General features: G+C 70.4%; 21 protein-coding genes and 1 pseudogene. 5 read left to right on the top strand and 17 right to left on the bottom strand.

Annotated features, from left to right (window positions below; translation table 11 throughout):
* Positions 1–569 precede the first annotated feature (569 nt).
* Positions 570–1,364: a hypothetical protein gene (locus FHR36_RS35665; RefSeq protein WP_253804290.1), complete on the bottom strand. Its 795-nt coding sequence runs from the start codon at positions 1,362–1,364 to the stop codon at positions 570–572.
* 521 nt (positions 1,365–1,885) lie between these two features.
* Between FHR36_RS35665 and FHR36_RS35660 the strand changes: the two genes are divergently transcribed.
* The 3 genes from FHR36_RS35660 to FHR36_RS35650 are packed head-to-tail and all read left to right on the top strand — an operon-like array spanning position 1,886 to position 4,565.
* Positions 1,886–2,914 (top strand): hypothetical protein, encoded by a 1,029-nt coding sequence (locus FHR36_RS35660; protein WP_253804289.1) that lies wholly within the window; start codon positions 1,886–1,888, stop codon positions 2,912–2,914.
* A 27-nt stretch (positions 2,915–2,941) separates the two neighbouring features.
* Positions 2,942–4,162, top strand: a complete 1,221-nt coding sequence (locus FHR36_RS35655) for an IS256 family transposase (protein WP_253804288.1) — start codon at positions 2,942–2,944, stop codon at positions 4,160–4,162.
* Positions 4,163–4,211: 49 nt separating this feature from the next.
* Complete coding sequence (locus FHR36_RS35650; protein ID WP_253804286.1) at positions 4,212–4,565, top strand: hypothetical protein; 354 nt, start codon at positions 4,212–4,214, stop codon at positions 4,563–4,565.
* Positions 4,566–4,875: 310 nt separating this feature from the next.
* On the opposite strand, the gene FHR36_RS35645 is transcribed toward FHR36_RS35650, so the two are convergent.
* From FHR36_RS35645 to FHR36_RS35585, 13 genes are all read right to left on the bottom strand, one after another.
* On the bottom strand, positions 4,876–8,310 hold the full coding sequence (locus tag FHR36_RS35645) for a LysM peptidoglycan-binding domain-containing protein (RefSeq protein ID WP_253804284.1): 3,435 nt from the start codon (positions 8,308–8,310) through the stop codon (positions 4,876–4,878).
* A gap of 40 nt (positions 8,311–8,350) precedes the next feature.
* Positions 8,351–9,343: a hypothetical protein gene (locus FHR36_RS35640; RefSeq protein WP_253804282.1), complete on the bottom strand. Its 993-nt coding sequence runs from the start codon at positions 9,341–9,343 to the stop codon at positions 8,351–8,353.
* Complete coding sequence (locus FHR36_RS35635) at positions 9,325–10,008, bottom strand: hypothetical protein (protein WP_253804281.1); 684 nt, start codon at positions 10,006–10,008, stop codon at positions 9,325–9,327. The genes FHR36_RS35640 and FHR36_RS35635 overlap by 19 nt, the downstream gene beginning before the upstream one ends.
* A gap of 37 nt (positions 10,009–10,045) precedes the next feature.
* A complete protein-coding gene (locus tag FHR36_RS35630) occupies positions 10,046–10,483 on the bottom strand; it encodes a TadE/TadG family type IV pilus assembly protein (protein WP_253804279.1) in 438 nt (145 codons plus the stop codon).
* Positions 10,480–10,899 carry a TadE/TadG family type IV pilus assembly protein gene (locus FHR36_RS35625; protein ID WP_253804277.1) on the bottom strand — a complete coding sequence of 140 codons (420 nt, stop codon included), beginning with the start codon at positions 10,897–10,899 and terminating at the stop codon, positions 10,480–10,482. Before FHR36_RS35625 ends, FHR36_RS35630 begins: the two co-directional genes overlap by 4 nt.
* On the bottom strand, positions 10,889–11,314 hold the full coding sequence (locus FHR36_RS35620) for a TadE/TadG family type IV pilus assembly protein (RefSeq protein WP_253804275.1): 426 nt from the start codon (positions 11,312–11,314) through the stop codon (positions 10,889–10,891). The genes FHR36_RS35625 and FHR36_RS35620 overlap by 11 nt, the downstream gene beginning before the upstream one ends.
* 53 nt (positions 11,315–11,367) lie before the next feature.
* Positions 11,368–11,643 carry a hypothetical protein gene (locus FHR36_RS35615; protein ID WP_253804273.1) on the bottom strand — a complete coding sequence of 92 codons (276 nt, stop codon included), beginning with the start codon at positions 11,641–11,643 and terminating at the stop codon, positions 11,368–11,370.
* Positions 11,644–11,686: 43 nt separating this feature from the next.
* A complete protein-coding gene (locus FHR36_RS35610; protein WP_308199724.1) occupies positions 11,687–12,598 on the bottom strand; it encodes a type II secretion system F family protein in 912 nt (303 codons plus the stop codon).
* On the bottom strand, positions 12,595–13,464 hold the full coding sequence (locus tag FHR36_RS35605; RefSeq protein ID WP_253804271.1) for a type II secretion system F family protein: 870 nt from the start codon (positions 13,462–13,464) through the stop codon (positions 12,595–12,597). The genes FHR36_RS35610 and FHR36_RS35605 overlap by 4 nt, the downstream gene beginning before the upstream one ends.
* Positions 13,461–14,759, bottom strand: a complete 1,299-nt coding sequence (locus FHR36_RS35600) for a TadA family conjugal transfer-associated ATPase (RefSeq protein WP_253804269.1) — start codon at positions 14,757–14,759, stop codon at positions 13,461–13,463. Before FHR36_RS35600 ends, FHR36_RS35605 begins: the two co-directional genes overlap by 4 nt.
* Positions 14,760–14,767: 8 nt before the next feature.
* Positions 14,768–15,580 (bottom strand): hypothetical protein, encoded by an 813-nt coding sequence (locus FHR36_RS35595; RefSeq protein WP_253804267.1) that lies wholly within the window; start codon positions 15,578–15,580, stop codon positions 14,768–14,770.
* Between the two features lie 15 nt (positions 15,581–15,595).
* Positions 15,596–16,231, bottom strand: coding sequence for a hypothetical protein (locus FHR36_RS35590; protein WP_253804265.1), 636 nt, complete (start codon positions 16,229–16,231; stop codon positions 15,596–15,598).
* 744 nt (positions 16,232–16,975) lie between these two features.
* Entirely contained in the window at positions 16,976–17,491 is a 516-nt protein-coding gene (locus FHR36_RS35585; RefSeq protein ID WP_253804264.1) for a hypothetical protein, read from the bottom strand.
* A gap of 60 nt (positions 17,492–17,551) precedes the next feature.
* Here FHR36_RS35585 and FHR36_RS35580 point away from each other — a divergent pair.
* Positions 17,552–18,320 (top strand): annotated as a pseudogene (locus FHR36_RS35580) (transposase).
* Positions 18,321–18,404: 84 nt separating this feature from the next.
* Here FHR36_RS35580 and FHR36_RS35575 read toward each other — a convergent pair.
* Positions 18,405–19,252 (bottom strand): IS5 family transposase gene (locus FHR36_RS35575; RefSeq protein ID WP_407660891.1). Its coding sequence is split into 2 segments (ribosomal slippage): positions 18,405–18,889 and positions 18,889–19,252, totalling 849 coding nucleotides; the frame shifts between segments, so codons are not numbered across the junction.
* 61 nt (positions 19,253–19,313) lie between these two features.
* Between FHR36_RS35575 and FHR36_RS35570 the strand changes: the two genes are divergently transcribed.
* Positions 19,314–19,913, top strand: a complete 600-nt coding sequence (locus FHR36_RS35570; RefSeq protein WP_253804263.1) for a hypothetical protein — start codon at positions 19,314–19,316, stop codon at positions 19,911–19,913.
* Between the two features lie 121 nt (positions 19,914–20,034).
* Here FHR36_RS35570 and FHR36_RS35565 read toward each other — a convergent pair whose 3' ends face one another.
* The gene (locus FHR36_RS35565; RefSeq protein WP_253804262.1) at positions 20,035–22,908 is read right to left on the bottom strand and encodes a type IV secretory system conjugative DNA transfer family protein; all 2,874 of its coding nucleotides are present in this window, start codon (positions 22,906–22,908) and stop codon (positions 20,035–20,037) included.
* Positions 22,905–23,576, bottom strand: a complete 672-nt coding sequence (locus tag FHR36_RS35560; RefSeq protein WP_253804261.1) for a hypothetical protein — start codon at positions 23,574–23,576, stop codon at positions 22,905–22,907. The genes FHR36_RS35565 and FHR36_RS35560 overlap by 4 nt, the downstream gene beginning before the upstream one ends.
* Positions 23,577–23,582: the final 6 nt, after the last annotated feature.

Genomic DNA, 23,582 nt, shown 5'->3' with positions numbered 1-23,582 from the left:
TGCAGGTCGTCGACTTCTGGGCGTACTCTGCCCCCCGTATCGACCGCCGAACCACACCACGATGCGAGTCGACAAGCCGGAGGAATCCTCCGGCCTCACTTGATCCGGTGGGCGGCTGTGGTATCCGCAGAAAGCTCGCCACCGCGCAGCGATCGGTCGCACAGGGGCCTCGCCGTCGACAGACAAGCGCCGCTGTAGGCACAGATCGACGAGTGAAGTCGTCCAGGACGAAGGTTCAGCTCAACAGGCTTGGAGCTCGACGCTGAGTCACCGGAATCGAGTGGCGAGTTCGGCGTCAGACTCGGGTGGCCAAGTAGGTGTTCCAGTCGCGGCCAGCGCGGCGGGTCCACTTCACGGCCGTGGTGAGGCTGATGCCAAGGAGCGAGCTGAGGACGGACGGTGGCAGGTCGGCGGCGAGGGTGATCAGGGCGGAGTTGCGCAGGGAGATGACCGGGGGTCCGTGGCGCCGCAGCTTCGAGGTGAGGTGGTGGGCGGTGACGGGCTGGCTGGGGAAGAGTCACGGCATGTTGGGCCGGGCGGATCCATGGACGGGCCGGATGCCGCCGTGATCAGCCCGAGGCGATGGACACCAGCAAGGTACCGACGATCAGACCGGGGCCGAGCGCCACGTCGCGGTTCCCGGTGAGCAGGAGCCTGGCCACGCCCATCACCATGCCGATGCCGAACTGCGCCATGAGGCCCCAGTACAACGCCTCCCCGCCCTGCGAAGCGAGGACGGCGGCCAGACTCGGGGCCAGCAGGACGTCGCCCATGCCGATCAGGCCACACCGTTCGGCGAGCAGCAGTGCACCGCCGACCACAGCTGCGCCGAGCAGGGGGAGGACCAGCGCCGTCCACCCCGAGCCGGAGACGGCCAGCGCTCCCAGGTACACGGCCACCCCCGCGGCGGACAGGCCGGTGAGCAGGTGCGGCAGTCGTTCTTCCTTCAGGTCGATCAGCAGCATCGCCGCGCCGAGCACCGCCAGCCACAGCTGTACGGCCAGCAGCCATCCGCTCGCACCCGCACCGGCGACCGCGCTCACGGCGGTGGCGGTCAGCGCCTCGGGCGCACCTGCCGGCGGACCGATCGGCCGTGCGGGGGGTGCGGCTACCGTGACCGCTCCCGCGGGGGAGGCCGTGGCCGGGGCCAGGGATGCGGCGCTGCACGAGCGGCACCGTCGGCGCACCGCGAGGTCCCAGTAGGCGGCCGCGCCGCCTCCGAGGACGGGGGCGTCGCAGTTCGGGCAGGTGCGGCGCCACCCTTCGTAGACGGTGAACGCGAACACGAGCGGCCGGACGATGAACGCCCCGGCCGCGAGCCCCAGTGCAGCGGTGAGGGCCAGGATCGTGGGGGAGTGGTGCATCGGACCTCTTCGATCAGTGAAGCAAGAGGGCCCGGCCGGTGCTCACCGGCCGGGCCCTTGACGGTGGGGGGACTCATGTAGGGTCCACGAGTCGATGAGCACTGGGTCCTGCGGAAACCCGCGAATCCACGCATTGTGCGCACTACTCGTGTCGGTGTTCTGTGCGCACTCAGGACCGCTGAAGCGGCAATGTAGTCACCGTGAGTAGGTGTGGCCGTCCGGCTCTATGAAGCGGGGGCGTGCGCCCGCCCGTCTCCTGGGGATGGCGTCACCGTGGACAGGTCGAGCTGAGATTCCATACCGAGGCGCGACGTGCTGTAGGGGTTGATGTGACCGGAACAGACCTCCTGAAGGGGAGCGGTGATGTGCACCGGCGCGGACTTCAGCCAGCATCAGCTCAGCACCGGCCTGCCCGGGCAGCCCCGCATCTTGATCACGCCGCGACATTCATGTGATTTTCGTGCGCAAGGATTTCCGACGATCTTCAATCCCGGTCTCGCCGCACTCTCGAATGGCTCACGGTGCCCCACCAGTTCATGAACATCCGGCGTACGACCGGCTCCACGCTCGCCGGCGTCCTTGCCGCCACCCTCTCCATGATGACACTGAGCGGCTGCCAAGGCCTGTTGTCGCAGGAGAAAATGCTGCCCGCGTCCCAGTTGAAGAGCGAACTCGTGACGGGACCAGCGGGGTCGAAGCCGTTCAGCCGGGGCACCCTGTCTCCCGACGGCGTCCTGACCGTCAACCAGTTCGTGGATGGCGTGTTCAACCCCGAGGATCAGTCCAACGAGAAGACCAGGGTCGCCGGAGACGGTTTCAATTACGCCGTTCAGGCGAACTGGTCCGCGCCGGACGGCACCCAGGCCGATGTGTTCCTCATTCAGTTCAGCGGGTCCGCCGGCGCGCAGGACTTCGTCGCGGACGTCTCAGAGGGCACCTCGCGGAAGGGCAAACCACAGGAACCGCTGTCGTCTCTTGACGGAATACCCGAAGGCGAAGCCTGGACTGCCGGGGCCGTGGACGGCAATGGGGACATCTCCCAGATCGCATGGTTCGCCGTCGGCAACATCGTGGCCGACCTGCACTACTACACACCGGGTGCGCCCAACGCGTCCGGCCTGGCACAGCTCGCTCAGGCCCAGTACGCGCGACTCACGGGGAACGTCACCACCCCGTCACCGCTGCCCTCGTCCGCGGTAGCCGCACCTGCCCCCGCCGGCACCGCGCCAGCTCCGACCTCCCCGGCCGACCAGAGCCGACTCCAGGGCGACCTGGTGACGCCACCGGACGGGTCCAAGCCGTGGCCGTCCAATGGCCAGAACGGACCAACCGGCGTCCTGACGCTGCAGCAGTTCGTCGCCCGCTTCGCCTCTCAGACGGATCAGCAGCTCGTCACCAACGAGCAGATCGACCGGGGCTTCCAGTACGCGGTGCGCGAGGACTGGAACGCCGACAGTGGCAGTGAAGGATGGCGTCCCGCCGAGTGGTGTAGCAGGGATCTTGGTGTAACCCCTGGTCATGAAGGAGCCATCGCGCAACTCTCCGAGTAGGAAGGCTCGTTGAGTGAGAGGTGCGCGATGGCCTTGTCCCAGTCTGACCTACTCCGCCTCATGGAGTCACTGCGTACGGCGGATGGAATCGAGTTGATCAGGGCTGTCGCCCAGCGGATGCTTCAGGAACTGATCGAGGCCGAGGCGACCGCCCGGATCGGCGCTGAACCCGGCGAGCACACCGAGGCCCGCACCACGTGGCGCAACGGCCACCGCGACAAGACCCTGACCACGCAGGCCGGCGACCTGGAGCTGGCCATCCCCAAGGTCCGCACCGGCAGCTTCTTCCCCAGTCTGCTCGAGCGCCGACGCCGGATCGACCAGGCCCTCTACGCGGTCATCATGGAGGCCTACGTCCTGGGCGTGTCGACCCGCTCGGTCGACGACCTTGTCAAGGCCCTGGGCGCGGACACCGGGATCTCCAAGAGTGAGGTCTCCCGGATCTGCGCGGACCTGGACGAACAGCTCACCGCCTTCCGCGACCGGCCGCTGGGCCACACCCGCTTCCCTTACGTCTACCTCGACGCGACCTACTGCAAGGCGCGGGTGAACCACCAGATCGTCTCCCGGGCCGTGGTCGTCGCGACCGGGATCACCGAGGACGGCGGCCGCGAGGTGCTCGGGCTGATGGTCGGCGACAGCGAGACCGAGGTGTTCTGGGCCGAGTTCCTGCGCTCCCTGCGCGAGCGTGGCCTGACCGGGGTCCGCCTGGTCATCGGCGACCACCACAGCGGTCTGGTCAAGGCGATCCGCAAGGTCATGCTCGGCGCGGCCTACCAGCGCTGTCGCGTCCACTTCCTGCGGAACGTCTTCACGGTGATCCCGAAGGAGGCCGGCGAGATGGTCGCCGCGACCATCCGGACGATCTTCGCCCAACCCGCCGAAGCCGCGGTCCGGGCCCAGCTGGACACCGTCGCCGAGATGCTCGGCAAGCAGTTCCCCAAGGTCAGCCAGATGCTGCTGGAGGCCAAGGACGACCTGACCGCCTTCGCGGCCTTCCCCGAGCGACATTGGAAGAAGATCCAGTCCACCAATCCGCTGGAGCGGATCAACCGCGAGATCAAGCGTCGCACCGACGTCGTCCAGGTCTTCCCGAACGACGACGCGCTCCTGCGGCTGGTCACCGCCGTGCTGTTCGAGATGCACGACGAATGGATCGCGTTCCCTCGCCGCTACCTGCCCGAGGCCAGCATGGAGAAGATCTACCCCGCCAACCCCGGCCGCGACGAACTCCCGCTCACTTCATGACTGTTGGCGCACGACCACTACACCACTTCATGGGGCACGACCCAGTGAAGTGGACATCCGGCTACTGCAGTTCGCCACCGCGACCGGTGCACAAAGCTTCACCCTGGGAACCCAGAGCGGAGCGGGAAACGCCGTCGGCACCGCCGGCACGTACGCGATTCCCAGCAGTGGTGACGCAATGGCCTTCGAACACCCCGAGCTGACCAGTCGCGGCAACATCTGGACCGAGAGCTACACCGTGGTTGGCAACATCGCCATCGCAATCGACATCTGGGTACCTGCCAAGGCCGACCGAGCGGCACTGACGACGCTGGTCCAGCAGCAGTACGCCAAGGTGATAGCCGACCCGACCATCGCAGCCGCGGCCAAGGCGGCGCCCGCACTGCCGTCCCCCAATTCCTGACTCGGTACGCCTCGCAGGGCCGCAGCTCGCCGGCACGAGGGGGGCTACGGCCTGCAAGCGGCGCAAGGGCACCTTTGCGGCAACGGCTGATGGAAGGCCGCGAAGGAGGTCAGGTCGTCCTTCGTGAGAGGTGCGCGATGCCCCGTACCGTCACGCCCTGGACGGTACGGAGCACCCGTGCCGCCCAAGCTCGGAAGACCGCAAGAGTCCGACAACCGACAACTACTGAGCGTCACCGATGCTCGTGATCACGTGGATTTGCTCGGACAGTGCTCATGATCCGCCGACAGTGCTCACGAAACTGCAGATCCTAGAAGCGGATCCGGGCGGCGGGCTTGGAAGTGAGGCGGGCGATCAGCTGCTCGGTCTCGTCCTGGAGCATCCCGTCCCACCCCATGTCGACCGTCATCTGCCGGACCTGGTCGATGACCTCACGCACCCCGGCCTGGTTGCCCGCCCGGTGCTCGATGCGCATCCAGCTCCGGTAGAGCATCTCGGCGGCCGGCTCGACGTCCAGTCCCACCGCCACCGCCCGCCGGGCCGCCTCGATGTCGAGGACCTCGTCCTGGATCCGCAGCGTGGCCACCGCGTGGGCGGTGTCGACGATCTGGCTGACCATCGTCTGAACCAGCGGCGCAGCCCAGGTGTGTGCGCCCGCCCCGCCGAACGGGCGGCCGCGGACGAGATCGAGGGCGGCCTCCAGGTCCAGGACCCCGGCCGGTCCGTGCGGAAGTCCACGCTGCGCGAGGTAGCTGAAGGTGGCGTAGTCGCAGGTGACCTCGGGTGAGAGGGCGTACTGCTCGACGCCCTTGGGCTTGGGGCGCAGGTACGGCTCTCCGGTGGAGTCGACGCCCAGCCGGCGCCGAAGTCGGGACATGTGGGTGTCCATCGTCGACTGGGTCCACGGGCTGACGGGGTCCATGTTGTTGGCGATCGCGCCGTAGCCCCGGTCGGACTTGAAGAGGAGCAGCGCCGCCAGCAGCACCAGCTTCGGCTGGATCGGGGCATCGCCGATCCCGGTGATCCGCAGCGGCCCCAGCACCTGCACCTGAGGGGCAGTCCCCTCGGCCGGCGCCGGAGCGTCGCCGTCGCGGACCACGCTCACCCGCGGCGGGACCTTCGCAAGCTTGGGCGCCGTGGCGGCTGCGGCAGGGTCCCCGTCGACGGTGTCGTCGGTGGCGTTCACCGGGCCTTGGGCCTGAGCAGGGATGGCGTCCTCGCCCGACTTGGCGGCGACCGGTGCGATGGACCCGGTGCCGGTCGGCGGCAGCTGCTCGGCGTCGGCCTGGGTCGGCATGCCGGCAGCGGGCACGTTCCCAACCTCGGTCGTCTCCTCGTCCTCGTCCTTCTGTCCGCCGTCGGCCGTCGCAGTCGGCACCGCGGGGGTGGCCAGCAGGGACAGGTGGCTGCGGGGCGGGGTGCCGCCCTTCTGGGGAGAGGATGGGCCGAACACCTTGCGGTCGGGGTCGGGGACCTGCGCCCAGGCGCCTTCGGCCTCGGTGGCTGGCTGTGCGGCGGTGGTCAGGTCGGCGGTCAGCTGACGGTAGACCTCGTCCGTGACGCGCTGGAGGACGACCTCGGTGTCCAACGACTCGAGCGACTGAAGGTCCGTCACCAGGTTCGCGTCCAGGATTTCGGCGTCGGGGAACAGGTCTCGGGCCTGGCCGGCGGCGGGCAGTACCGCCGCGACGCGCACCCTGTCCGGCACCTTGCCGATGACGTCCGCGAACTCGTACAGCTCGTCCGGCGACGGGACGGTGGAGCACACCACCATCCACGGCTGCGGCTGCTCGCCGCCTTCGTGCTCGGCCTGGTGGAGTTCGACCATCACCCGCGCCAGGTCGGCGGTTGCGGTGGCCAGGCGGGGGACGAACATGGTGCGGCACTGGGGGAGGAGCTGTTGCAGCTCCAGCCCGAAGCCTGCGGTCATGATCTCGGCATGGTCGGCCCACAGGGCGGTGCCGGCCTCCATGGCGATGCCGCGGGCGACCTCGCGCACGTTCTGCTCGTCGCCGTCCAGCAGCAGCACCCGGGCGTGGTGGAGATCCGCCAGCAGCAGGGTGCCGTCCTCGGCGGTGCCGATCGTGGCCAGGCCCGGGTAGGGGGCGGGCACGGTGCGGGCCTCGGCGGCGCTGAGCAGGACGGCGCGGTCGCCGCGGACACCCCACCATCCGCCGGATCGGTCGGTGAACGGGGCCAGGGCCTCCGCGTCGGGGTCCTCGACCCGGATCTCCACCCGGTCCTGCTGGACCCGGGCGCCGATGATCTGGGGCAGGTCCTGCGCGTGGTGGTGGGCGAGGGTGCGCAGCGCGCGGTCGAGCAGGTCGACCAGGACGGGGGAGGAGGTGCGGTCGAGCACCATCTCGACCTGGCTGGTCTCCTCCGGCATGGCGATCTGCTCGCCGGGTCGCCGGTCGCGCTGCTGCGCGCGGCGCCGAGCGACGATGACGGCCAGGGCGCCGGCGCCGAGGAGGGCGGCGATTCCGCCGATGCCCTGCTGGAGGGAGATCGGCGACCGGGTGGTGTCGCCGGTCGTGGCCTCGGCGGTCTGCGGGGCCTGGGGTGTGGCGTCGGGAGCCGTCGGGGTGGCGGGGGCCGTCGAGGCGGCGGGCGCGGGCGTCGCGGCCGCGGGGGAGGCCGCATCGGTGGCGGCGGGTGCAGGGCGGCTCGGGGCGGGCGACGGCGTCGAGGGGGCACTGGGCGCGGTACCGGTGGCGGCCGGGGCGGCTGCCGCCGGGGCCGGGTCGGGTGCGGTGGCGGCCGGTGTCGGCGTCGCCGCGGCCGGTCCTGGGATCACGATGACGTCCCCCGGGAACAGCTTGTCGGGGTCGGTGAGGTGCCGCCCGCCCGGCTGGACGACGTCCTTCGACGCCTCCAGCAGCTGCGGGTAGGCGTCGGCGCTGCCGAGCTGCTCTTCGGCGATCCGGGAGAGGGTGTCGCCCTTCTGCACGGTGACGGTGTGCTGGCCGCCGCCGGCCGCCGCGGCGGGCGCAGGCTCGGCCGCGGAGGCGCCGGGCAGGCCCGTGGCGTCGGCGGGCATCACCAGCTGCCAGCCCGCGCGGACGATCCCGGCCTCGGTCATACGGCTGCCGTCCGGCTGGATGCGGTCCCTGTTGAGTTCGAAGATCTCCTTGTACCGCTTGCCGTCGCCCAGGTGGCGCTCGGCGATGTCCCACAGCGTCTCGTGGTGCGAACCGGTGGAGGCCTGCACGGTGTAAACCGGACCCGAGGCGGCGGGAGCCGCCGTGGCCGCAGTGGCGGCGGTCTGAGGGGCGGCGGCGGGAACGGCGCTGGCGACCGCGGCCACCTGCGGGCCGGGGGCCGGGACCGCTGCGGCGCTCGCAGCCTGACCGGCGGTCAGGGCGCCGGCGCCGACGAGCAGCATGCTGGTGACCAGCGCCCGGGCCAGCGCCTGGCTGCCGCCGGCCGCCGGGAGGCGCACGTCGATGTCGATACCCGACACCGCGGCCCGGAGCTCCACCGCGACGCAGAACGCGAACTGCGCCCACAGGGCCCAGACGATGACCGCGAGGATGTCGATCATCGTGTCGACGCCCACCGCCTGGGTGAGCATCGACATGTCCGGCATCGTCGTGGGCAGCGGCCACCCCACGAACCGCACCAGGCCATAGGGAATGCCGGCCAGGATGGCGGCCAGCAGCACCCCCGCGAGCAGCGCCCGCAGCACGTCCCCGAGCGTGCGTGAGCCGGCACCCGCGGGCGCCTTGATCCGTGTGTTCGCCATCCTCGGCCTTCCTTGATTCGGTTGCGCTGTCTCGCCCGGCCTACCCGGTGACGATCGTCTGGATCTCCCGGACGGTCACGTCCTGCGGTGCGCCGCCGGTGACCCCGTCCGGCAGGGGATTCGCGGGGGTGGCGTTCGGGTTCGTCGACGCGGTCCAGGTCACCTTCCAGGTCACCTGCGCGGTCAGCGGGAACGTGCCGCCGCGGCTGGAGCGCTGGTAGGTCACGTTGCAGGAGGAACCGGAGGAGTCGACCTGGTACCCGGAGCCACTCCTGACGAAGTCGTAGGTGCAGCTTGCCGGGCTCGCGTCGTTGGTGCCCGCGTCGATCCGCAGGCTGACCGGCACGGCCAGCGTCGACGCTGCGACGCTGATCCCGCTGTAGTTCAGCGAGGCGGTCACGGACACCGGCTGGATCGGCTGGTCGAACTTCACGTACGTCGGCAGGTTGACGGTCTGCTGGTCGGCGCGCGGCGACAGCGCGACGTGCGGCGGCGGGAGCTTCGTCGCCCCGTACGCCAACTTCGACAACATCACCGGGGTGATCACGGGCATCCCGGCCGGCGGCTTGCCGGTGGGCACCCACACGATGCCCGCCTGCTGCGTGCACGGCGCGGTGACCGGCAGGTCCCAGGCCTTCTTCGTCTTGACCATGCCCCACCAGCGGCCGTCCTGCCCGCGGTGGAAGTCCTGATCGGCCTTCAGCCGGTCGTACTCGGCCTTCGCCTCGGCGCCCATCGCCCCGGACATCCCGGCCAGCATCTGCTGGTACGCCGCGTCGAACTGCTCCGGCGTGTACTGGGGCTCGTACCAGCACGCCGGCGGATCGTAGTTGCCGCCCAGCGAGGTCAGGTGCTTTCCGTCCGCACCGGCCCCGCTGACCTGGATCTCCACATGCGACTCGATGGCTCCCACGGACGGCGCGCTGCCCCAGCCGGTACCGCGGTCCGCATGAGCGGTGGCCGAGGCCGCCACTGTCGCGGCGAGCGCGACGGCGACGGCCCCGGCGGACGTCCTCAGGCTGCGCTCTGGCACCGGGTGGACCCCTTCTCCGCGAGCGGGGTGGCCACGCGCCAGACGCCCTTGTCGGACAGTTCCATACTCATGGTCCAGTCCGTGAAGTCGTTGATGCCGGGCGTGGTCGTGAGGACCTTTCCGCTGGCCTTGTCCTTCGCGTAACTCGCCGCCTGCGACTCGCAGTACGCCACCACCGCGTGGGAGGTGTCCTTCACGTCCACGGTCAGGGCGTAGTACCGGTCGGTACCGGTGATCGTCTGGTTCCTCGAGGTGAGCTGGTCGACTGCCTGCTTCATGTACGCGCCCGCGGTGCCGGTGTAGGAGTAGAGCATCGACGGGAGGTTGATGTCGCCCTTGGCCTGGGCCTCGTTGAACGCCTTCAGTGCGTAGCTCAGGTCGGCGGACACCTTGTCCTTGGTGGCGTCGCCGCTGGGCTTGAACTCCAGGTTGACGATGACGTCGTCGGGCAGGGCGATTGGAGGGGCCCCGGCCGGCTGGGCCGCGGTCGGGCTGGGGCTGGCGGACGCGGTGGTGGGCGGCGCGCTCTGGGCACCGGTGATGTCGCTCGAGGCCTTGGAGCCGCTGGAGGAACAGCCGGCCAGGACGGCGACGAGCAGCGCGGCGGCCGCTGCGCCCGAGACGGCGTTCAGCGGCAGGTGGTGCGTGCGGGTGGTGCTGGTCATTGTGTTCTCCCGTCCCCTTCGGATGATCCGTCAGGGGTCAATGTTCCTGTACGGCCTGTGCGGTGGCGTGGCCCCACACCTGTGGGTCGCCATTGCCGATCTTCATCAGGAGGGGGTGATAGGTGAGGCGGACACGGACGCTGACGGTGTTTCCGACGGCCGCGGTGCACTCGGAGGCGTACGCGTCGCTGTCGGCGAAGCCGGACTGCAGCACGAAGGCCTGCACGTTCGAGGTGCAGTTCTGGGTGTCGACGACCACACCGGCTCCGGCGCGCAGGGCGTCGGCGCTGATGTGGTTGGCGGCGTATCGTGCGGCCTGCTCGGCGACGTCGGAGGCGCGTTCGCGCTGGTGGATCGCCCGGCCGGTGTCGATGAAGAATCCGGCGACGACCAGGACGAGGATCGCGGCGAGGATCAGGGCGATCGCGCCCGAGCCGCTGTCGCCGCGGCGGGCGCGGCGGGATGTGATCGTCATGGCGCCACCCGGCGGTAGGTGTCGAGCGGGGCGGTGGACCTGCCCGAGACCTGCTTGGTCCACCCGATCCCGAGGGAGCTCAGGCCTTGGACGTCGCAGGACAGGGTGATGGTGAACATGCCCCCGGCCTCGAAGGTCCCGCTGGGGGTGACGGTGATGCCGCCCGCGCAGGTGCCCCCGATGTTGGCGTTGGCGGTCTGCCGGGCGGCGGCCACGGCGGAGTTCCAGTCCCGCTGAAGCGCCCCGGCCCGGGCGGCGTCGCGGGCGGTGCCGTCCAGGGTGGACTGGGCCTGGCTGATCTGGCCGAGCGCGATCAGCAGCAGGATGAACAGCATCAGCAGCGGCGCCATGAGGACCAGCTCGACGGAGCTGACCCCGGCATCCGTCCGTCGGGGCCGCACGGTGTCAGCCAGCATCGGGGATGAACCTTTCGATCGGACCCACGCTGCGCGAGGTGACGTGCAGGTGGATCCACGGGACCACCGAGACCACGTCGGCGGTCACGACGACTCCGACGTTGTCCCCCTGCGCGTAGGGCGTGATGGACGGGTCGCCCACCAGCGCCGGACCCAGGTCCTGGATCCGGCTCGCGGTGGTGGTGCGAGCGGCGTCGGCCCAGCCGTTCGGGTAGTCCTCCGCGGTGGCGCGGGCCTTGCGGGCTCCAGCCTGCGCGGCGGCCTCGGTGACCTGCTTGGCGAAGTAGTACATGCCGAACTGGACCAGGGAGAAGACGATGCCCACCAGCAGCGGCGTGAGCAGAAGGAACTCGATCGTCGAAGATCCTCGGTCGCCCTGGCGACGGGCCCGGGACAGACCCGGTCGGTGCCGCATTGGTGGTTCCCCCTTCATGACCCTGGTCCAGTTCAGCGGTGTACGGCCCGGCCCTACTTGCAGCCGGTCCCGGTCCCGTTCTGGGTGGAGTCGGACGTGGTGATGCAGGTGCCGACGTCGTTCGTCTTGGTGGTGATGGCCTGCTTCACGCCGAACCCGACGATGCCGACGATGACGATCGCCAGGAGGGCGAAGCCGAGGAACTCGACGGCGGACAGACCAGCATCGCCGCGCTTGCCCTTGCGGCCCGCCTTGGCGGCGGCCAGACGCTGCGTCAGCGGCTTGGGGGTCGGGCGCTCGGTGTGCGCCTCGATGACGGTGACGGACATGGGGTCTCCCCTCGTAGTTGGAGCAGAAATCTTCGGGTGGTGGTCAGAAGGACGCCAGGTGCTGCATGGCGGGGTAGCCGAGGAACACAAGGAACCCGGCGACGAGCAGCATCTGGGCGACCAACATGGACTGGCCGTTGGCGCCGGCGGCGGTCTCCATGCGGGCGATGTCGCGCCTGCGGAGCGTCTCGGCGCGGGCCTTGAGGGACTGGCGGACCTTCGCCCCGTCCTCGGCGACCAGTGACAGGGTGGACGTCAGGTCGATCAGGTCGGTGAGGCCGACCTCCTCCCCGAGGCGGCCCGGTGCCTGCCACTGCGGGATGCCCTGCAGGCGGGCCTCGTCCAGGGCACGGCGGATGCGGACCATCGGGGCGCTGTTGGACGACTCCGCGGCCGCCTTCATCGCCTCGGGCAGGCCGCTGCCGCCGGCCAGGTTGAGGTGGACGAGCGACATGTAGACGCTGACGGCCCGCTGGTACTCCGCCCGGACCTTGGTCGCCTCGGTGGCGACCTCCATGTCCGGGAGGAAGAAGCAGCCGACGATCGACACCAGGGTCAGCCACACCGGTGTCAGGGCGCTGTCGGTGACGCCGCCCATCCACAGCACCAGGGAGATCGGCGGACCGACCAGCAGCCCGGCCGCCGCGAAGACGACCTTCTGCGCCAGGAAGACGTCCAGCGGCTTCTCCAGCAGCGCCAGGTTGGCGCGCTGGGAGTGCAGCGTCCAGCCCTGCTTGGCGTAGAACGCCGCGATCTTCGGGCCGATCCGGCCGATGATCTTCTCCTGGGCACCGACGGCGGTGACCGGAGCCGACACCGCCGGCGCTCCGCCCGCTCGCAGGGCGTCGACGCGCGCAACGGCCGCCGCCGGGCTGACCCTGCCGGGCAGCAGGGCCCGCACCAGGAGGAACAGGCCGAGGCCGAACGCGCCGCCGGCCGCCATGGTCGCGATCACCGGGACACCTCCGATCGGAGCAGCAGACGGTCCGGCGCCTTGAGGACGGACAGCCTGCGCAGCCACACCAGCGCCGCGGTGAAGAACAGCACCACGACCATCAGCACGGCCTGGCCCTGGACGGTGCGGTAGGGCTCGACGAAGGTCGGGTTGAAGATCGCCGTGCCGAGCGGGACCGCGACGACGATCGTCGTCACGATCTGCACGCTCCTGCGGGTGCCGGCGCGCGACGCCAGGATCCGGCGGCGCATGTCCGCCTCGTCACGGGCGGTCTGGGCGAGCTCGCCGAGCACATCGCGCAGACCAGGCCCGCGCTGCCTCGCGTTGTCCTTCAGCGCGATGATGATGACGTCCGCCGAGCCGTCGCCGAGGTCGTCGGCGAACTGGTCGAGCGCGGCCTGCAGCGGGGTCTTGGCCCGCAGCCGGTCGATCATCGTCAGCAGGTGCGGACGCAGCGCGGGCGCGGCGGCGCGGGCGCTGGCCTGGATCGCCTGCTCCAGGCCGACCGCCCCGGCCAGGGTGTCGCGCAGGCTCTCGATCCACCCGGCCAGGCCCTCGATGTAGGCCAGCCCCTCCCGCTCGGCCTTGGCACCGCCGAACAGCCTGTCGCGGAACAGCAGGACCAGGGTGACGGCGACCGCGGCGACCAGCCACTGGGTGGTGACCAGGACGAGCAGCCCGGCGATCGCGGCCGTGCCGCCCCGGCGCCGCGCGAAGGCGGCGAGCCGCTCCCCGGTGCTCGGGCCGGTCTTCGCCCGCCGGGGCCAGCCGACGAGCGAGGCGATCAGCAGAGCCACGCCGCCGCCGGCGACCAGGCCGCACAGCAGCGCCAGCATGGTGTCCGGGGACAGGAAGATGTTGCTCACATCCACCCCCCGCTCGGGTAGTACCCGTGACGCTCCAGATCCGGCAGGCAGCTGATCTGCGAGTCGGCCCGCAGCGCCCCGATCGCGTGGTCGTAGGCGAACACCCGGGAGGAGGAGACCTGCCCGTCGAAGCCGTTGACCTCGCGGATCTCGGTGACCCTGCGCTGCTCCTCGCCGGTCTCGTGGTTGCGGACCTTGCTGATGAAGACCACGAAGTTGATCGACTGGGCGATCAGCATGTGGCTGGCCTCGATCGGCAGCGGCTTCTCCGCAGCCAGCGCGTACAGGGCGATGCGACTGAACGCGCCCTGAGCGGAGTCGGAGTGGATCGTGGACAGGGAGCCGTTGTTGCCCTGGCTCATGGCGCGCAGCATGTCGATGATCTCGTCGCCGAGGACCTCACCAACGATCACCCGGGAGGGGTTCTGCCGCAGGGAACGGCGCACCAGGCTGGAGAGGCTGATCTCGCCCTGCCCCTCGGAGTTGGGCAGGCGCGCCTCCCACACGGCGATGTTGGGGTGCAGGTCCTTGAACTCGTCGAGCCCGAGTTCGCGGACGCCCTCGACGGTGATCAGGCGCTCGCTCGGCGGGATCTCGTTCGCGATGGCGCGCAGCAGGGTGGTCTTGCCGGAGTCGGTCGCCCCGCAGATGACCATGTTCTTCTTGGCGAGCACCGCCGAGCGCAGGAACTGGGCGGCGTCGTCGCTGACGGTGCCGTTCTTGACCAGGAAGTCCAGCGCCACCTTGCCCAGACGGGGCTTGCGGATGCTCAGGTGAGGGCGCTCGGAGGCGGCCATGACGGCGGACAGGCGCTCGCCGCCGGGCAGGCGAAGGTCCAGCTCCCAGTTGACGGTGTCCCAGGCCCGGGAGGTCAGCCCGGCCGTGGCGGCCAGGGTCTGCACCAGCTCGACAAGTTCGTCGTCGCTGCCGCAGACCGGCGCACCCCGCTCGATACGGCCACCGGCGCGGGTGATGAAGACGTTGTCGTGGCCCTGCATGTCGATGTTCTCGATGTCCCGGTCCTCCAGCAGCGGCTGCAGGGCCCCGGCGCCGTACAGCGCGGCGTGGACGGCCTCGGCGAGTTCCGCTTCCTCGGCGGCGTCGGGCAGCGCCATGCCGCGTCCGGCCTCGGCCTGGAAGTGCTCGTTCAGGACGTCGCGGATCACCGAACGGGCGTACTGCCGCTCGCTGTCCAGGTCCATCGGGACCAGGCCGGCCGCCTCGTCGGAGCGGCGGCGCTGTGCCAGGACGCTTCCGGACTGGCGCCGGATCTGGTGTACGAGTGCGTGGTCCATCGGATCTCCTAGACGGCCGCGGTCGCGCGGCCGGCGGTGCTGGCGTGCTGGGCGGCGTTGTTCCATCCGAGTCCGTAGCGGCCGCCGATGTTGGTGACGATCAGCCGGGTGGAGCGCAGCAGCTTGGACTTCGCGACCTTCCCGCCCTTGCGGCCCGCCAGCTGGGCGGCGCCGTCCGGGTCCTCCTCGATGCAGCCCAGGACCTCTGCGGGGATGCCCGCCCCCAGCAGGAGCTGGCCGAGTCCCGCCGCGGCCCGGGCGTGCTCGCTCTTGGGGGCGACGAGCAGGATGCCGACGGGCGCGCCGCCGGCACCGAGGCGGCGCGCGATGGTGTCGGCCCGGTCGCGGACGGCCGCGAGGTCCTCTGCGTGGGTGCGTGCCACCAGCAGGACGAGGGAGGCGCTGTTGAGCAGGTCCGCGCCGCTCGAGCGGGGGCCGATGCGTCCGATGTCGACGATGGCGTCGGTGTCGCCCATCGCCGCCAGAGCCCGGCCGAGGTTCAGCCACAGACCGGTCCAGGGAGCGGCCTGCTCGGGGCCGGCCAGACCGACCAGCACGTCCAGCCCGCCGTTGAGCTGCTGGGTGTGCTCCCACAGGGCGGGTACGGACAGGCCGCGCCGCGCGGCGACGGCGAGCGACAGCATGCCCTTGTCGGGGTTGAGCGGGGCGCCGTTGCTGTCCGCGTGACGGAAGACCAGGTCGCCGCCGTTCTCGTCCGCCTCGACGAGCAGCGAGTTGCGCATCCACACGGAGGCCAGGGCCAGGGCCGTGGTGCTCGCTCCCGGCGCGCCCTTCGCGGACCCCACCAAGATCAGTGCCATGTCGGCGTCCCCTCTCTACTGCGCGGCGGCGGGGAGCAGCACCAGGGCCACCTCGCCGTTCGCGGACGCCTGGGCGACGGCGCCCGCCTTTTCGGCGGGGACCAGGATGTTCAGGGACAGGGACGAGCTGGAGCCGTTGTCGTTCTTGAAGACCTGGCGGATCGTGGCGCTGGCCGCGAGCTCGGTCCCGGCGGGGGTTCCGCCGCTGGCCCCGCCGGTGGGGGCGGTCTGAGTCGCGGTGCGGCCCACCCACATCACCCTCACGCGGTCGCCCTCGCGGAGCCCGGCCGGGAAGGTGCCCGACTTCAGGGACAGCCCGACGACGGACTGGTCCGTGGCGACGCCGACCTTCTCGGTGAGCATCATGCCGGTCAGCAACGTGCCCGCCGGCACCTCGGAAGCGGTGAAGTAACGGCTCGTCAGCAGGCCTCGCTGCTCCCAGCGGACGAAGTTGACCGGGGTGTCCTCGGCGACCTTGATTTCCTCGATCGCCGCGGAGGGGATGTGCTGGCCGGGTGCCACCCGCTGGGTGACCTTCACGGCGGACACCCGCTGTCCGGCCTTCTGCTGGAGCACGGTGGCTCCCAGGCCACCCGCGATCACCAGCAGCGCTGCCATGACGGCGAGGCCGTAGCGGCGCTCGCGGACCACGACCGGTGTGCGCTCTCCCCCGGCGGACGGCCTGGTGCCTTGGGCTGTGCGCTGTGCCGGCGGGTTCGGAGCCGCGGGCGCCTGCTTGCTGGAATTCCCTAGAGTCACTGTCACGCCCCAACGCGATCGTGCTGGCCAATGTCTGATTTGACGTCAGCGCGTCAAACCCGGGGGCTGGAACAGCAGAGCCCCCCGTGGAGCGGACCACCCTGTCCGCCGGGGCCGCCGAGCAGCCGGTCAAGCCGGCTCATTCGGTGCCCGCGATGCCTAACGCGGCATGATCGCCCCCCGTTACCTGCCCCCGTGGTGCTCGATCGCGAGGGTTCAGGTCAACCGGCGTGCAGGCATGACCAAATCACTCTGCTGTCTTCGCGTCACAGAGCACTCGATCAGTCACACTACGAAAGATTCGGCCACCTGCCCACACCAATTCGGCCGGTTACGGTACCTACCGCTGGCATAGTCCAGAGACCACCTATAAATAAACGCGACTAATCGGTCAAAATGGATATGGATTAGTCGACTTGCCCATCCCCACCGTCAGGTCGCACCCGAATTCACCTACTCGGCCCATCGGCGAAGCGTGATTCCCAGCCTTCCGGAAACCCGGACCGCCGCTGGGACCGAGGGGAGCAGCCGCCGCGGGTGATACTCCGCGGGTGGGCTGCACCCTGAATGACCTGTTGTCTAAGAGCTGTCCCGTAAACCGAGCAGATGCGCCACGATCTTCCGGCCGCGACAGTCTCAGACGTGGTCTTGGCCCCCTGATGCGCTGCGGTCGAGCTGCTGGAGTCTGGACGACTCCAGCCACTGGTTCACCACGTCGTCGGCTTCATCGAGGGCTGCATCGCGCCTTCCGCTGGGTGCGTAGGCCGGTGACCGCTCGGCGCGTAGGGGAAGGTGCGCGCAGTACCAGGCCCGGCGGGCGCCGGCTCGTTCCGCAGCCGTGCCCGTGCGGAGATATCCGAGCAGTGCTGTCAGGACCCTGCGGCGACCGAATGCGTAGAGCGCCGGCTCGACGAACCAGCGGCAGTGGCTTGGGTCCGGGTCATAGACGGCGGCGGCCATCAGCGGACCGAAGAACTCCTCGGGCAGGCTGGCGCGTTCCAGTAGTGGCCTTCGTGCGGCGTGGGCCAGGTGCCGCGCGCGCCTGTCTTCGGGCACGTCGGCCGCAGCCCCAAGGTCCAGCAGGCGGGCCACTTCGGCCGCGCATGCAAGGAAGGAGCGTGTTGATGCCTCGTGGCGGTCACCTTCGGTCATGGCAGGATTCTCGACTATCGGCCGTACCGGGGTGGCCACCACGGGTGGGATGATCTTGGTGTGGCTGGTGTGATCACGGCGTCCGAGTCGTCCTGGATAGCCCCGTTCACCGGGCTGAGCCCGCGTGGCTTCCAGAAGCTGATCACGATGCTCCGCCGCGAGGGCGCCGACGGCGCAATACGCCGCGGCCGCCCGTGGAGCCTGTCGTTGGAGGACCGGGTCCTGCTGGTCGCCGCATACTGGCGTGCGAACCTGACACTGCGGCAGCTCGCGCCGCTGTTCGGGGTGTCGAAGTCAGCTGCCGGCCGGATCCTCGACCACATCGGCCCCCTGCTCGCGCTCCACTCGGCGCCGGTTCCGCAAGGGCACCGTGCTGATCGTCGACGGCACCCTGGTCCCCACCCGCGACCACACGATCGCCGAGCAGTCGAAGAACTACCGGTACTCCACCAACCACCAGGTCGTCATCGATGCCCACACCCGGCTGGTCGTCGTGGTCGGCAAGCCCCTGCGGGGCAACCGGAACGACTGCAAGGCCTGGGAGGAGTCCGGCGCGAAGGCCGCCGTCGGCCGGACGACGACCATCGCCGACGGCGGCTATCCGGGCACTGGCCTGGTCATCCCGCACCGGAGGTCACGCGGCGGCGAGCTGGCCGAGTGGCAGGCCGAGCACAACCGTGAGCACAAGCAGATCCGAGCCCGCGTCGAGCACGTCTTCGCCCGGATGAAGGCCTGGAAGATCCTCCGGGACTGCCGCCTCAAGGGCGACGGCGTCCACCACGCCATGCTCGGCATCGCGCGCCTCCACAACCTCCTCCAGACCGCATAACCGAGCCATAGGAGCTCGACTGGACCTGTCCCAGGCGACTCAAAGATCAATTACGGGACAACCCTTAGAGATCGTCTTCAAAGATCAGATCCAGAGCAGGATCGAGGCGATGGTGACGGTGGCCTGGTAGGACTCGCGGGTCTTGTCGTAGCGGGTGGCCAGGCCACGCCACTGCTTGAGCCGGTTGAAGCAGCGCTCGACGACGTTGCGGAGCTTGTAGGCCTGCCGGTCGAAGCCGGTCGGCCGGCCGCCGCGAGAGCCCCGGTTCAGACGGTTCAGTACCTGGTCGGCGCGTTCGGGGATGGTGTGTCGGATGCCGCGTCTGCGCAGGTAGGCGCGGATCTTCCGGGAGCTGTAGCCCTTGTCGGCGATGACGTGGTCGGGTCGGGTTCGTGGCCGGCCCGGCCCAACCCTGGGGACGCGGATGTCGGCCATCACGGCCTCGAAGCGGGTGCAGTCGTTGCGGTTGCCGCCGGTCAGGACGAAAGCGAGCGGGCGTCCGCGTCCGTCGCAGGCCAGGTGGACCTTGGTGCTCAGTCCGCCACGGGATCGGCCGAGGGCGTGATCACCCGCTTCGTCCCGGTCGACTGCCCCTTTTTGCCGCCCGCGGCGTGCTGGTGGGCCCGCACGATCGTGGAGTCGACCGACACCAGCCAGTCGATGTCCCCGGCCGCGTCCTTCTCCGCCTGGACCTGCCGCAGCATGCGCGAGAACGTGCCGTCCAGCGCCCACCTGCGGAAACGCGTGTACAGGGTCTGCCAGGACCCGTACCGCTCCGGCACATCGCGCCAGGCCGACCCGGTCCGCAGCTTCCACACGATCCCGTTCAGCACCACCCGATCGTCACTGCGCGGCCGGCCCGCGGTCCCCGAACTCGGCAGGAACCGCGAGAGCACGGCCCACTCGGCATCAGAAAGCTCATGACGACGTATCACGCCCGACATGATCTCTCATCGCTTGATCATCTTTGAAGACGGACCCTAGGGTGATCCCATGGACGTGGGGGCGGTACTGATTGCGATGACCGGGGTGGCGGGGACGTTGGGCGGCGCGCTACTGACCCAGCGCGGTGCGGATCGGGTCAAGAAGCGTGAGCTGGAGATGAGCCACGCGATCCAGGAACGCCGCGAGAACAGCGAACTGCGGCGGCGGTGTTACACCGAACTCCACCGGGAGGCCCGACAGTTCGCCACCGCGCTGAGCCGCCACCTGTACGTCATGCGAGATCGCGCGCCCGGGGACGAGGACCTCCAAGTGCTAGAAAGGGCGAAGAATGCCCACCGAGATCGCTGGTCCGAGACCTTGATGATCGCCCCGGACACCGTGATCGGCCCGGCGAACAAACTGAACGACGCACTGACCCGGGTGTACGGGCAGATCAAGCGCATTGAACAGGGGAACCCCCGGGCCGGCGAGACACTACGGTCGGCCGCCGAGAGCCAACACGCGCTCTGGCCCTTGATCCGCGCCACCCGAGAGGCGATGCGCGTCGACCTGGGCGTTACGGGCGCCGCGCCCTGGCCGGAGTCGACCTCGGCAGACGACCCGGCCATGATCGGCGACTTCGAGGAGACGGACGGCGAAGCCTCCTAGTACTCCAGCTGTAGAACTTGATCTTTCTGTCCTGCGGCCGCAGACCTTGAGCGCTGGGGAAGCGATCTCCAGGTCGCCGCTCGCACCGCTGGTCAGCCGCACTCATGAACACCCGCGACTGCTACCGCCTTCTCGGGCGCCCTGGCCCTCGCCTGCCGTGCTTTGTCCCCACCTGGTGGTGGACAGTCGTTGCCGTCGACCCGCTCTCGGCCGGCTGCTGCGCAGCCGTCGACGCACCGCCGTCCCTGGGTGAGGAGTCCGACTGCTTGCCCTCTCCGCCCGACGGGTCCGGCTCGGGCCCGTTGAACTCCAGCACGACGGCGTCCTGCACGTCCGCGACGGCCAGCAGTTCCGGAAGCGTCCTCGAGCCCATCTGCTCGTCCGCCTTCTCCACCATCTGCCCGACCAGCTTCGGGCGGTGGTACGTCCCGAACAGCTCGGAGACCTGCGCACCCCGCACCCGCAGCGGCCCCACCCGGTTCCCGTCCGCGGTGACCTGCACGTAGTGCCAGTACCGCGGCAGGTCCGCGATCTGACCGGGCGACACCGCCCCGTGCCACTCATCGGCCATCGTGCGCACCGCCGTCATCGACCCGGACGTCGTACTCACCACGGACGAGTTCTGCATCACCGACTCCCTCGTCGCCGGACTCACCCGGCTGAGCAGCTGCGCCATCACGTGCAGCCGGCCCTTGAACTTCCGCAACTGCTCGCTGATCGACGCGAAGGTGGGCCCGCCCGCCGGATCGAGGGAAATGAGCTCGTCGGCGAAGCAGTGGAAGGGCTTACGCGCCTCCTCCGCTAGATCACGCCGCGACAGACCGGCCCGCAGCAGGTCCTGCAAGACCGTGCTGACCAGCAGCCGGTCCGAAGGCCCGGTGCCCTCCAGACACAGCCACACGATGTGGCCCTCGTCCATCGCCTCCCGGATGTCGTACGTCCCCGCCGGCGAACCCAGGAACGCGCGCGTCACCTCGTTCGACGCGAGCCGGTCGATCGGGTTCAGCACCGGGCCCAGCACCTCCGCCACCTGGTAGGCCGCGAACGTCGTGGTCCACCACCGGCGCTGCTCCGGGCTCAGGTGCTTGATCAGCGCGTCCCGCCACTGCTTGTCCGTCAGCAGGGTGCGGATCTGCAGCAGGGTCGCCTGCGCGTCCGGCCGGCCGGCGGCCACCGCCCGGCCGTTGTGCATCACCAGCGCCTCAATGGACTTCGTGAAGATCGTCAACGCACGGGGTGCCGCCGCGTCCGTCCAGTTCAGGCCAGTCGCGAGGGCATCGACCGCCGCCGACGCCACCCGGTTGGCATTGCGCTCCGCGTCCATCTCCAGCATGTTCCAGCTCGGCAGCTTCGCCTCCGGCTGGTCCGCCCGGGCCAGGTCGACCCGGCGCACCCGGGAGGCGAAGGCGGGGTGAGCCAGGTAGGGGGAGGCCGTGGTCCAGGAGTCACCGTGCGGGTCGACGAACATCACGCCGAACCCCGCGGCGGCCAGCGCGATCGCCTTGGTGAGCGCGGTCTCGGTCTTGCCGTAGGCCGACTTGCCCAAGGTGACGCTGAAGAGGAACTCCTCCTCCCTTGTCGCGATGACCCGGCTGGTGCCGTCGGCGTGGACGAGCCGCCCGTGCGGGACCAGAGCCTCTCCGGCCACGTAGTCGGGCAGCTCGGAGGCGAGGACCGGCAGCACCGCGTGCATCGTCGGGGGCTTGAACAGCCCGGCGAGCTCGCTGACGTGCAGCCAGTTCTGCTCCCGGGGGGCGACCTGCCCGCTGCTCCAGCGCCGGTCGAAGGAGTCCCGGCGGTGCCAGCTGTCCGCACCCCACGACCACTTCAGGAACCGGCCGCCGTCCACAGCGAGCCGGCTGTCCTGCCCGAAGACGTCGAGACCGGCACTCACCCGCTCCAGCAGCTGCCGGGCGCGCCCCTCATCCTCGGAGGCGCAGCGCACCAGCAGCTGGATGCGCACCAGCCCGGTGTTGCCGTGCAGGCGCCCGAGCGCCTCCTCCGGCTCGACCGCCCGCGGCCGGGGGGTCGGCATCCGGGAGCCTGCGGAGGACTTCGAGGACGGGTCGAGCAGGCTGAGCAGTTGGAAGCGCAGCGAGTCCTCCGCGTCCGCCGCCACGATCGCGGCGTTGCGGGCGTTCCTCCGGGCGGCCTTGCGCTGCTCCTCCTGGGCGTCGTGCATCAGCTTCCAGCGGCGCAGCTTCACCTGCCACAGCGGGATGGACTGGACGTCGAGGACGACCTCGGCCAGGTCCCCCTGCTCGGCGCGGACGTCGCTGACGGCGTCGATCAGCGGCTGGAGCGGATCGGGGTTCATCGGCACCTCGCGCAGCGCGGCGGAGGGACGTCCCTTGAGGACGAACTCGGCGCGCACCGCGACCAGGCGGCCGTCCTTCTCCTTCTTCTTCTCCAAGGCCACCTTGCCTTTCTTGCCGGCGGCCTTCGCCCTGGCCCGGGCCTTCTTGGCTTCGGCCTTCAGGCGCCGCTGCAGCTCCTTGTCCTTCTTGTCCAGCCGGTCCTGCGCGGCCTGGGCGGCCACCGGGTCGGCAGCCTCCTCGGCCTCGGCGACGCTGACCTCCTGGAAGCGGCTGTCGGTGAGCAAAGTGGCGGCCGCCTTGGGCCCCTCGATCGAGTACTCCAGCGGCACACTGCCGTCCGCCCGCAGCCGCACCCGCACCCGGCGGGCTCCTCGAGGTGCCCACCACGGGCCCTTGCCGGCCGCCCGCATCAGCAGGGCGGTCTGGCGCCAGATGTCCTCGGTGCTCGGATCGAACCGGCGGCTGGGCGTCAGGACGTAGCGGGTGCGCAGCGCGAGGGCGCGGCGGGTCAGGACCTGGTGGAGGACGCCGGCGGCGACGGCCACGGGGGTGATGAGGACCAGGAGCGTCCCGGCGTTGTCGCTGCACCAGGCGGCCACGTCGGCCAGCCGGCTCGTGACGCCCCAGGCCGCGCCCAGCACGTCCTGCAGCACGGTGCTGTTGGTCTGGTCGTTCATCGCACGGGCTCCCATCCGGTCGAGGTGCGGGTGAAGGTCAACGTGGCCGGTCGGCTGTCCCCGTACGAGCCGGTCGCGGAGGTGCCCGCCCACAGCAGGTCGACCCGGGCCTTGTCGGCGCTGCCGTCGACCGTGTGCGCGGCGGCGGCCTGCACCCGCACGTCGGTGTAGAGGTAGAGGCGGCCCGCGCCGGTGGTGGCGGGGAAGTACAGCGGCCAGCGGTCACGTCCGACGCCGGTGGTCTCGGCCGTCCAGACCGCGCGGGCCTGGGAGGTGAGCTGCTCGGCGTCGACCGGGGCGAGGTCGCTCGGCTTCTGCCGGGAGAACGCGGCCTGCAGTGCAGTGTCAGCGTCCGGCCCGTCACCGGCGGCGGGCACGCCGGAGGGCATCACGTCCCGCTCGGTGGCCGGACTCGGCGACGGCGCCCCGGCCACCGGGGTGCCCGTCGGCGACGCCGTCGCCGAGGCCATCTCCGCTGCCGGGGGCGTTGGAAGGGCGGCGGAGTCCGGCGGTCTCGCCGGGGCGGGCGCGGACGGGGTCCGGGTGCCGGTGGTGACCGCCTCCGGCCGGTGGCCGGCGGCGCCCGGAGTCACCAGGAGGGCGAGTCCTCCGGCGAGCACGGCGAAGGCGGCGATCTCGGGCAGGCGCCGGGGAATCTTGATCATCATGGTGGC

Source organism: Kitasatospora cinereorecta (assembly GCF_024172095.1).
Lineage (GTDB): Bacteria > Actinomycetota > Actinomycetes > Streptomycetales > Streptomycetaceae > Kitasatospora > Kitasatospora cinereorecta.
Note: the sequence above shows the minus strand (reverse complement) of the source record. Positions and strands in the feature narration are given on the sequence as shown.

What these genes read in the sequence shown, in the direction of transcription:
- FHR36_RS35665 (WP_253804290.1), bottom strand. Translation starts at nt 1,364, where the DNA reads ATGCACCACTCCCCCACGATCCTGGCCCTCACCGCTGCACTGGGGCTC.
- FHR36_RS35655 (WP_253804288.1), top strand. Translation starts at nt 2,942, where the DNA reads ATGGCCTTGTCCCAGTCTGACCTACTCCGCCTCATGGAGTCACTGCGT.
- FHR36_RS35645 (WP_253804284.1), bottom strand. Translation starts at nt 8,310, where the DNA reads ATGGCGAACACACGGATCAAGGCGCCCGCGGGTGCCGGCTCACGCACG.
- FHR36_RS35635 (WP_253804281.1), bottom strand. Translation starts at nt 10,008, where the DNA reads ATGACCAGCACCACCCGCACGCACCACCTGCCGCTGAACGCCGTCTCG.
- FHR36_RS35630 (WP_253804279.1), bottom strand. Translation starts at nt 10,483, where the DNA reads ATGACGATCACATCCCGCCGCGCCCGCCGCGGCGACAGCGGCTCGGGC.
- FHR36_RS35625 (WP_253804277.1), bottom strand. Translation starts at nt 10,899, where the DNA reads ATGCTGGCTGACACCGTGCGGCCCCGACGGACGGATGCCGGGGTCAGC.
- FHR36_RS35620 (WP_253804275.1), bottom strand. Translation starts at nt 11,314, where the DNA reads ATGCGGCACCGACCGGGTCTGTCCCGGGCCCGTCGCCAGGGCGACCGA.
- FHR36_RS35615 (WP_253804273.1), bottom strand. Translation starts at nt 11,643, where the DNA reads ATGTCCGTCACCGTCATCGAGGCGCACACCGAGCGCCCGACCCCCAAG.
- FHR36_RS35600 (WP_253804269.1), bottom strand. Translation starts at nt 14,759, where the DNA reads ATGGACCACGCACTCGTACACCAGATCCGGCGCCAGTCCGGAAGCGTC.
- FHR36_RS35595 (WP_253804267.1), bottom strand. Translation starts at nt 15,580, where the DNA reads ATGGCACTGATCTTGGTGGGGTCCGCGAAGGGCGCGCCGGGAGCGAGC.
- FHR36_RS35585 (WP_253804264.1), bottom strand. Translation starts at nt 17,491, where the DNA reads ATGACCGAAGGTGACCGCCACGAGGCATCAACACGCTCCTTCCTTGCA.
- FHR36_RS35570 (WP_253804263.1), top strand. Translation starts at nt 19,314, where the DNA reads ATGGACGTGGGGGCGGTACTGATTGCGATGACCGGGGTGGCGGGGACG.
- FHR36_RS35565 (WP_253804262.1), bottom strand. Translation starts at nt 22,908, where the DNA reads ATGAACGACCAGACCAACAGCACCGTGCTGCAGGACGTGCTGGGCGCG.
- FHR36_RS35560 (WP_253804261.1), bottom strand. Translation starts at nt 23,576, where the DNA reads ATGATGATCAAGATTCCCCGGCGCCTGCCCGAGATCGCCGCCTTCGCC.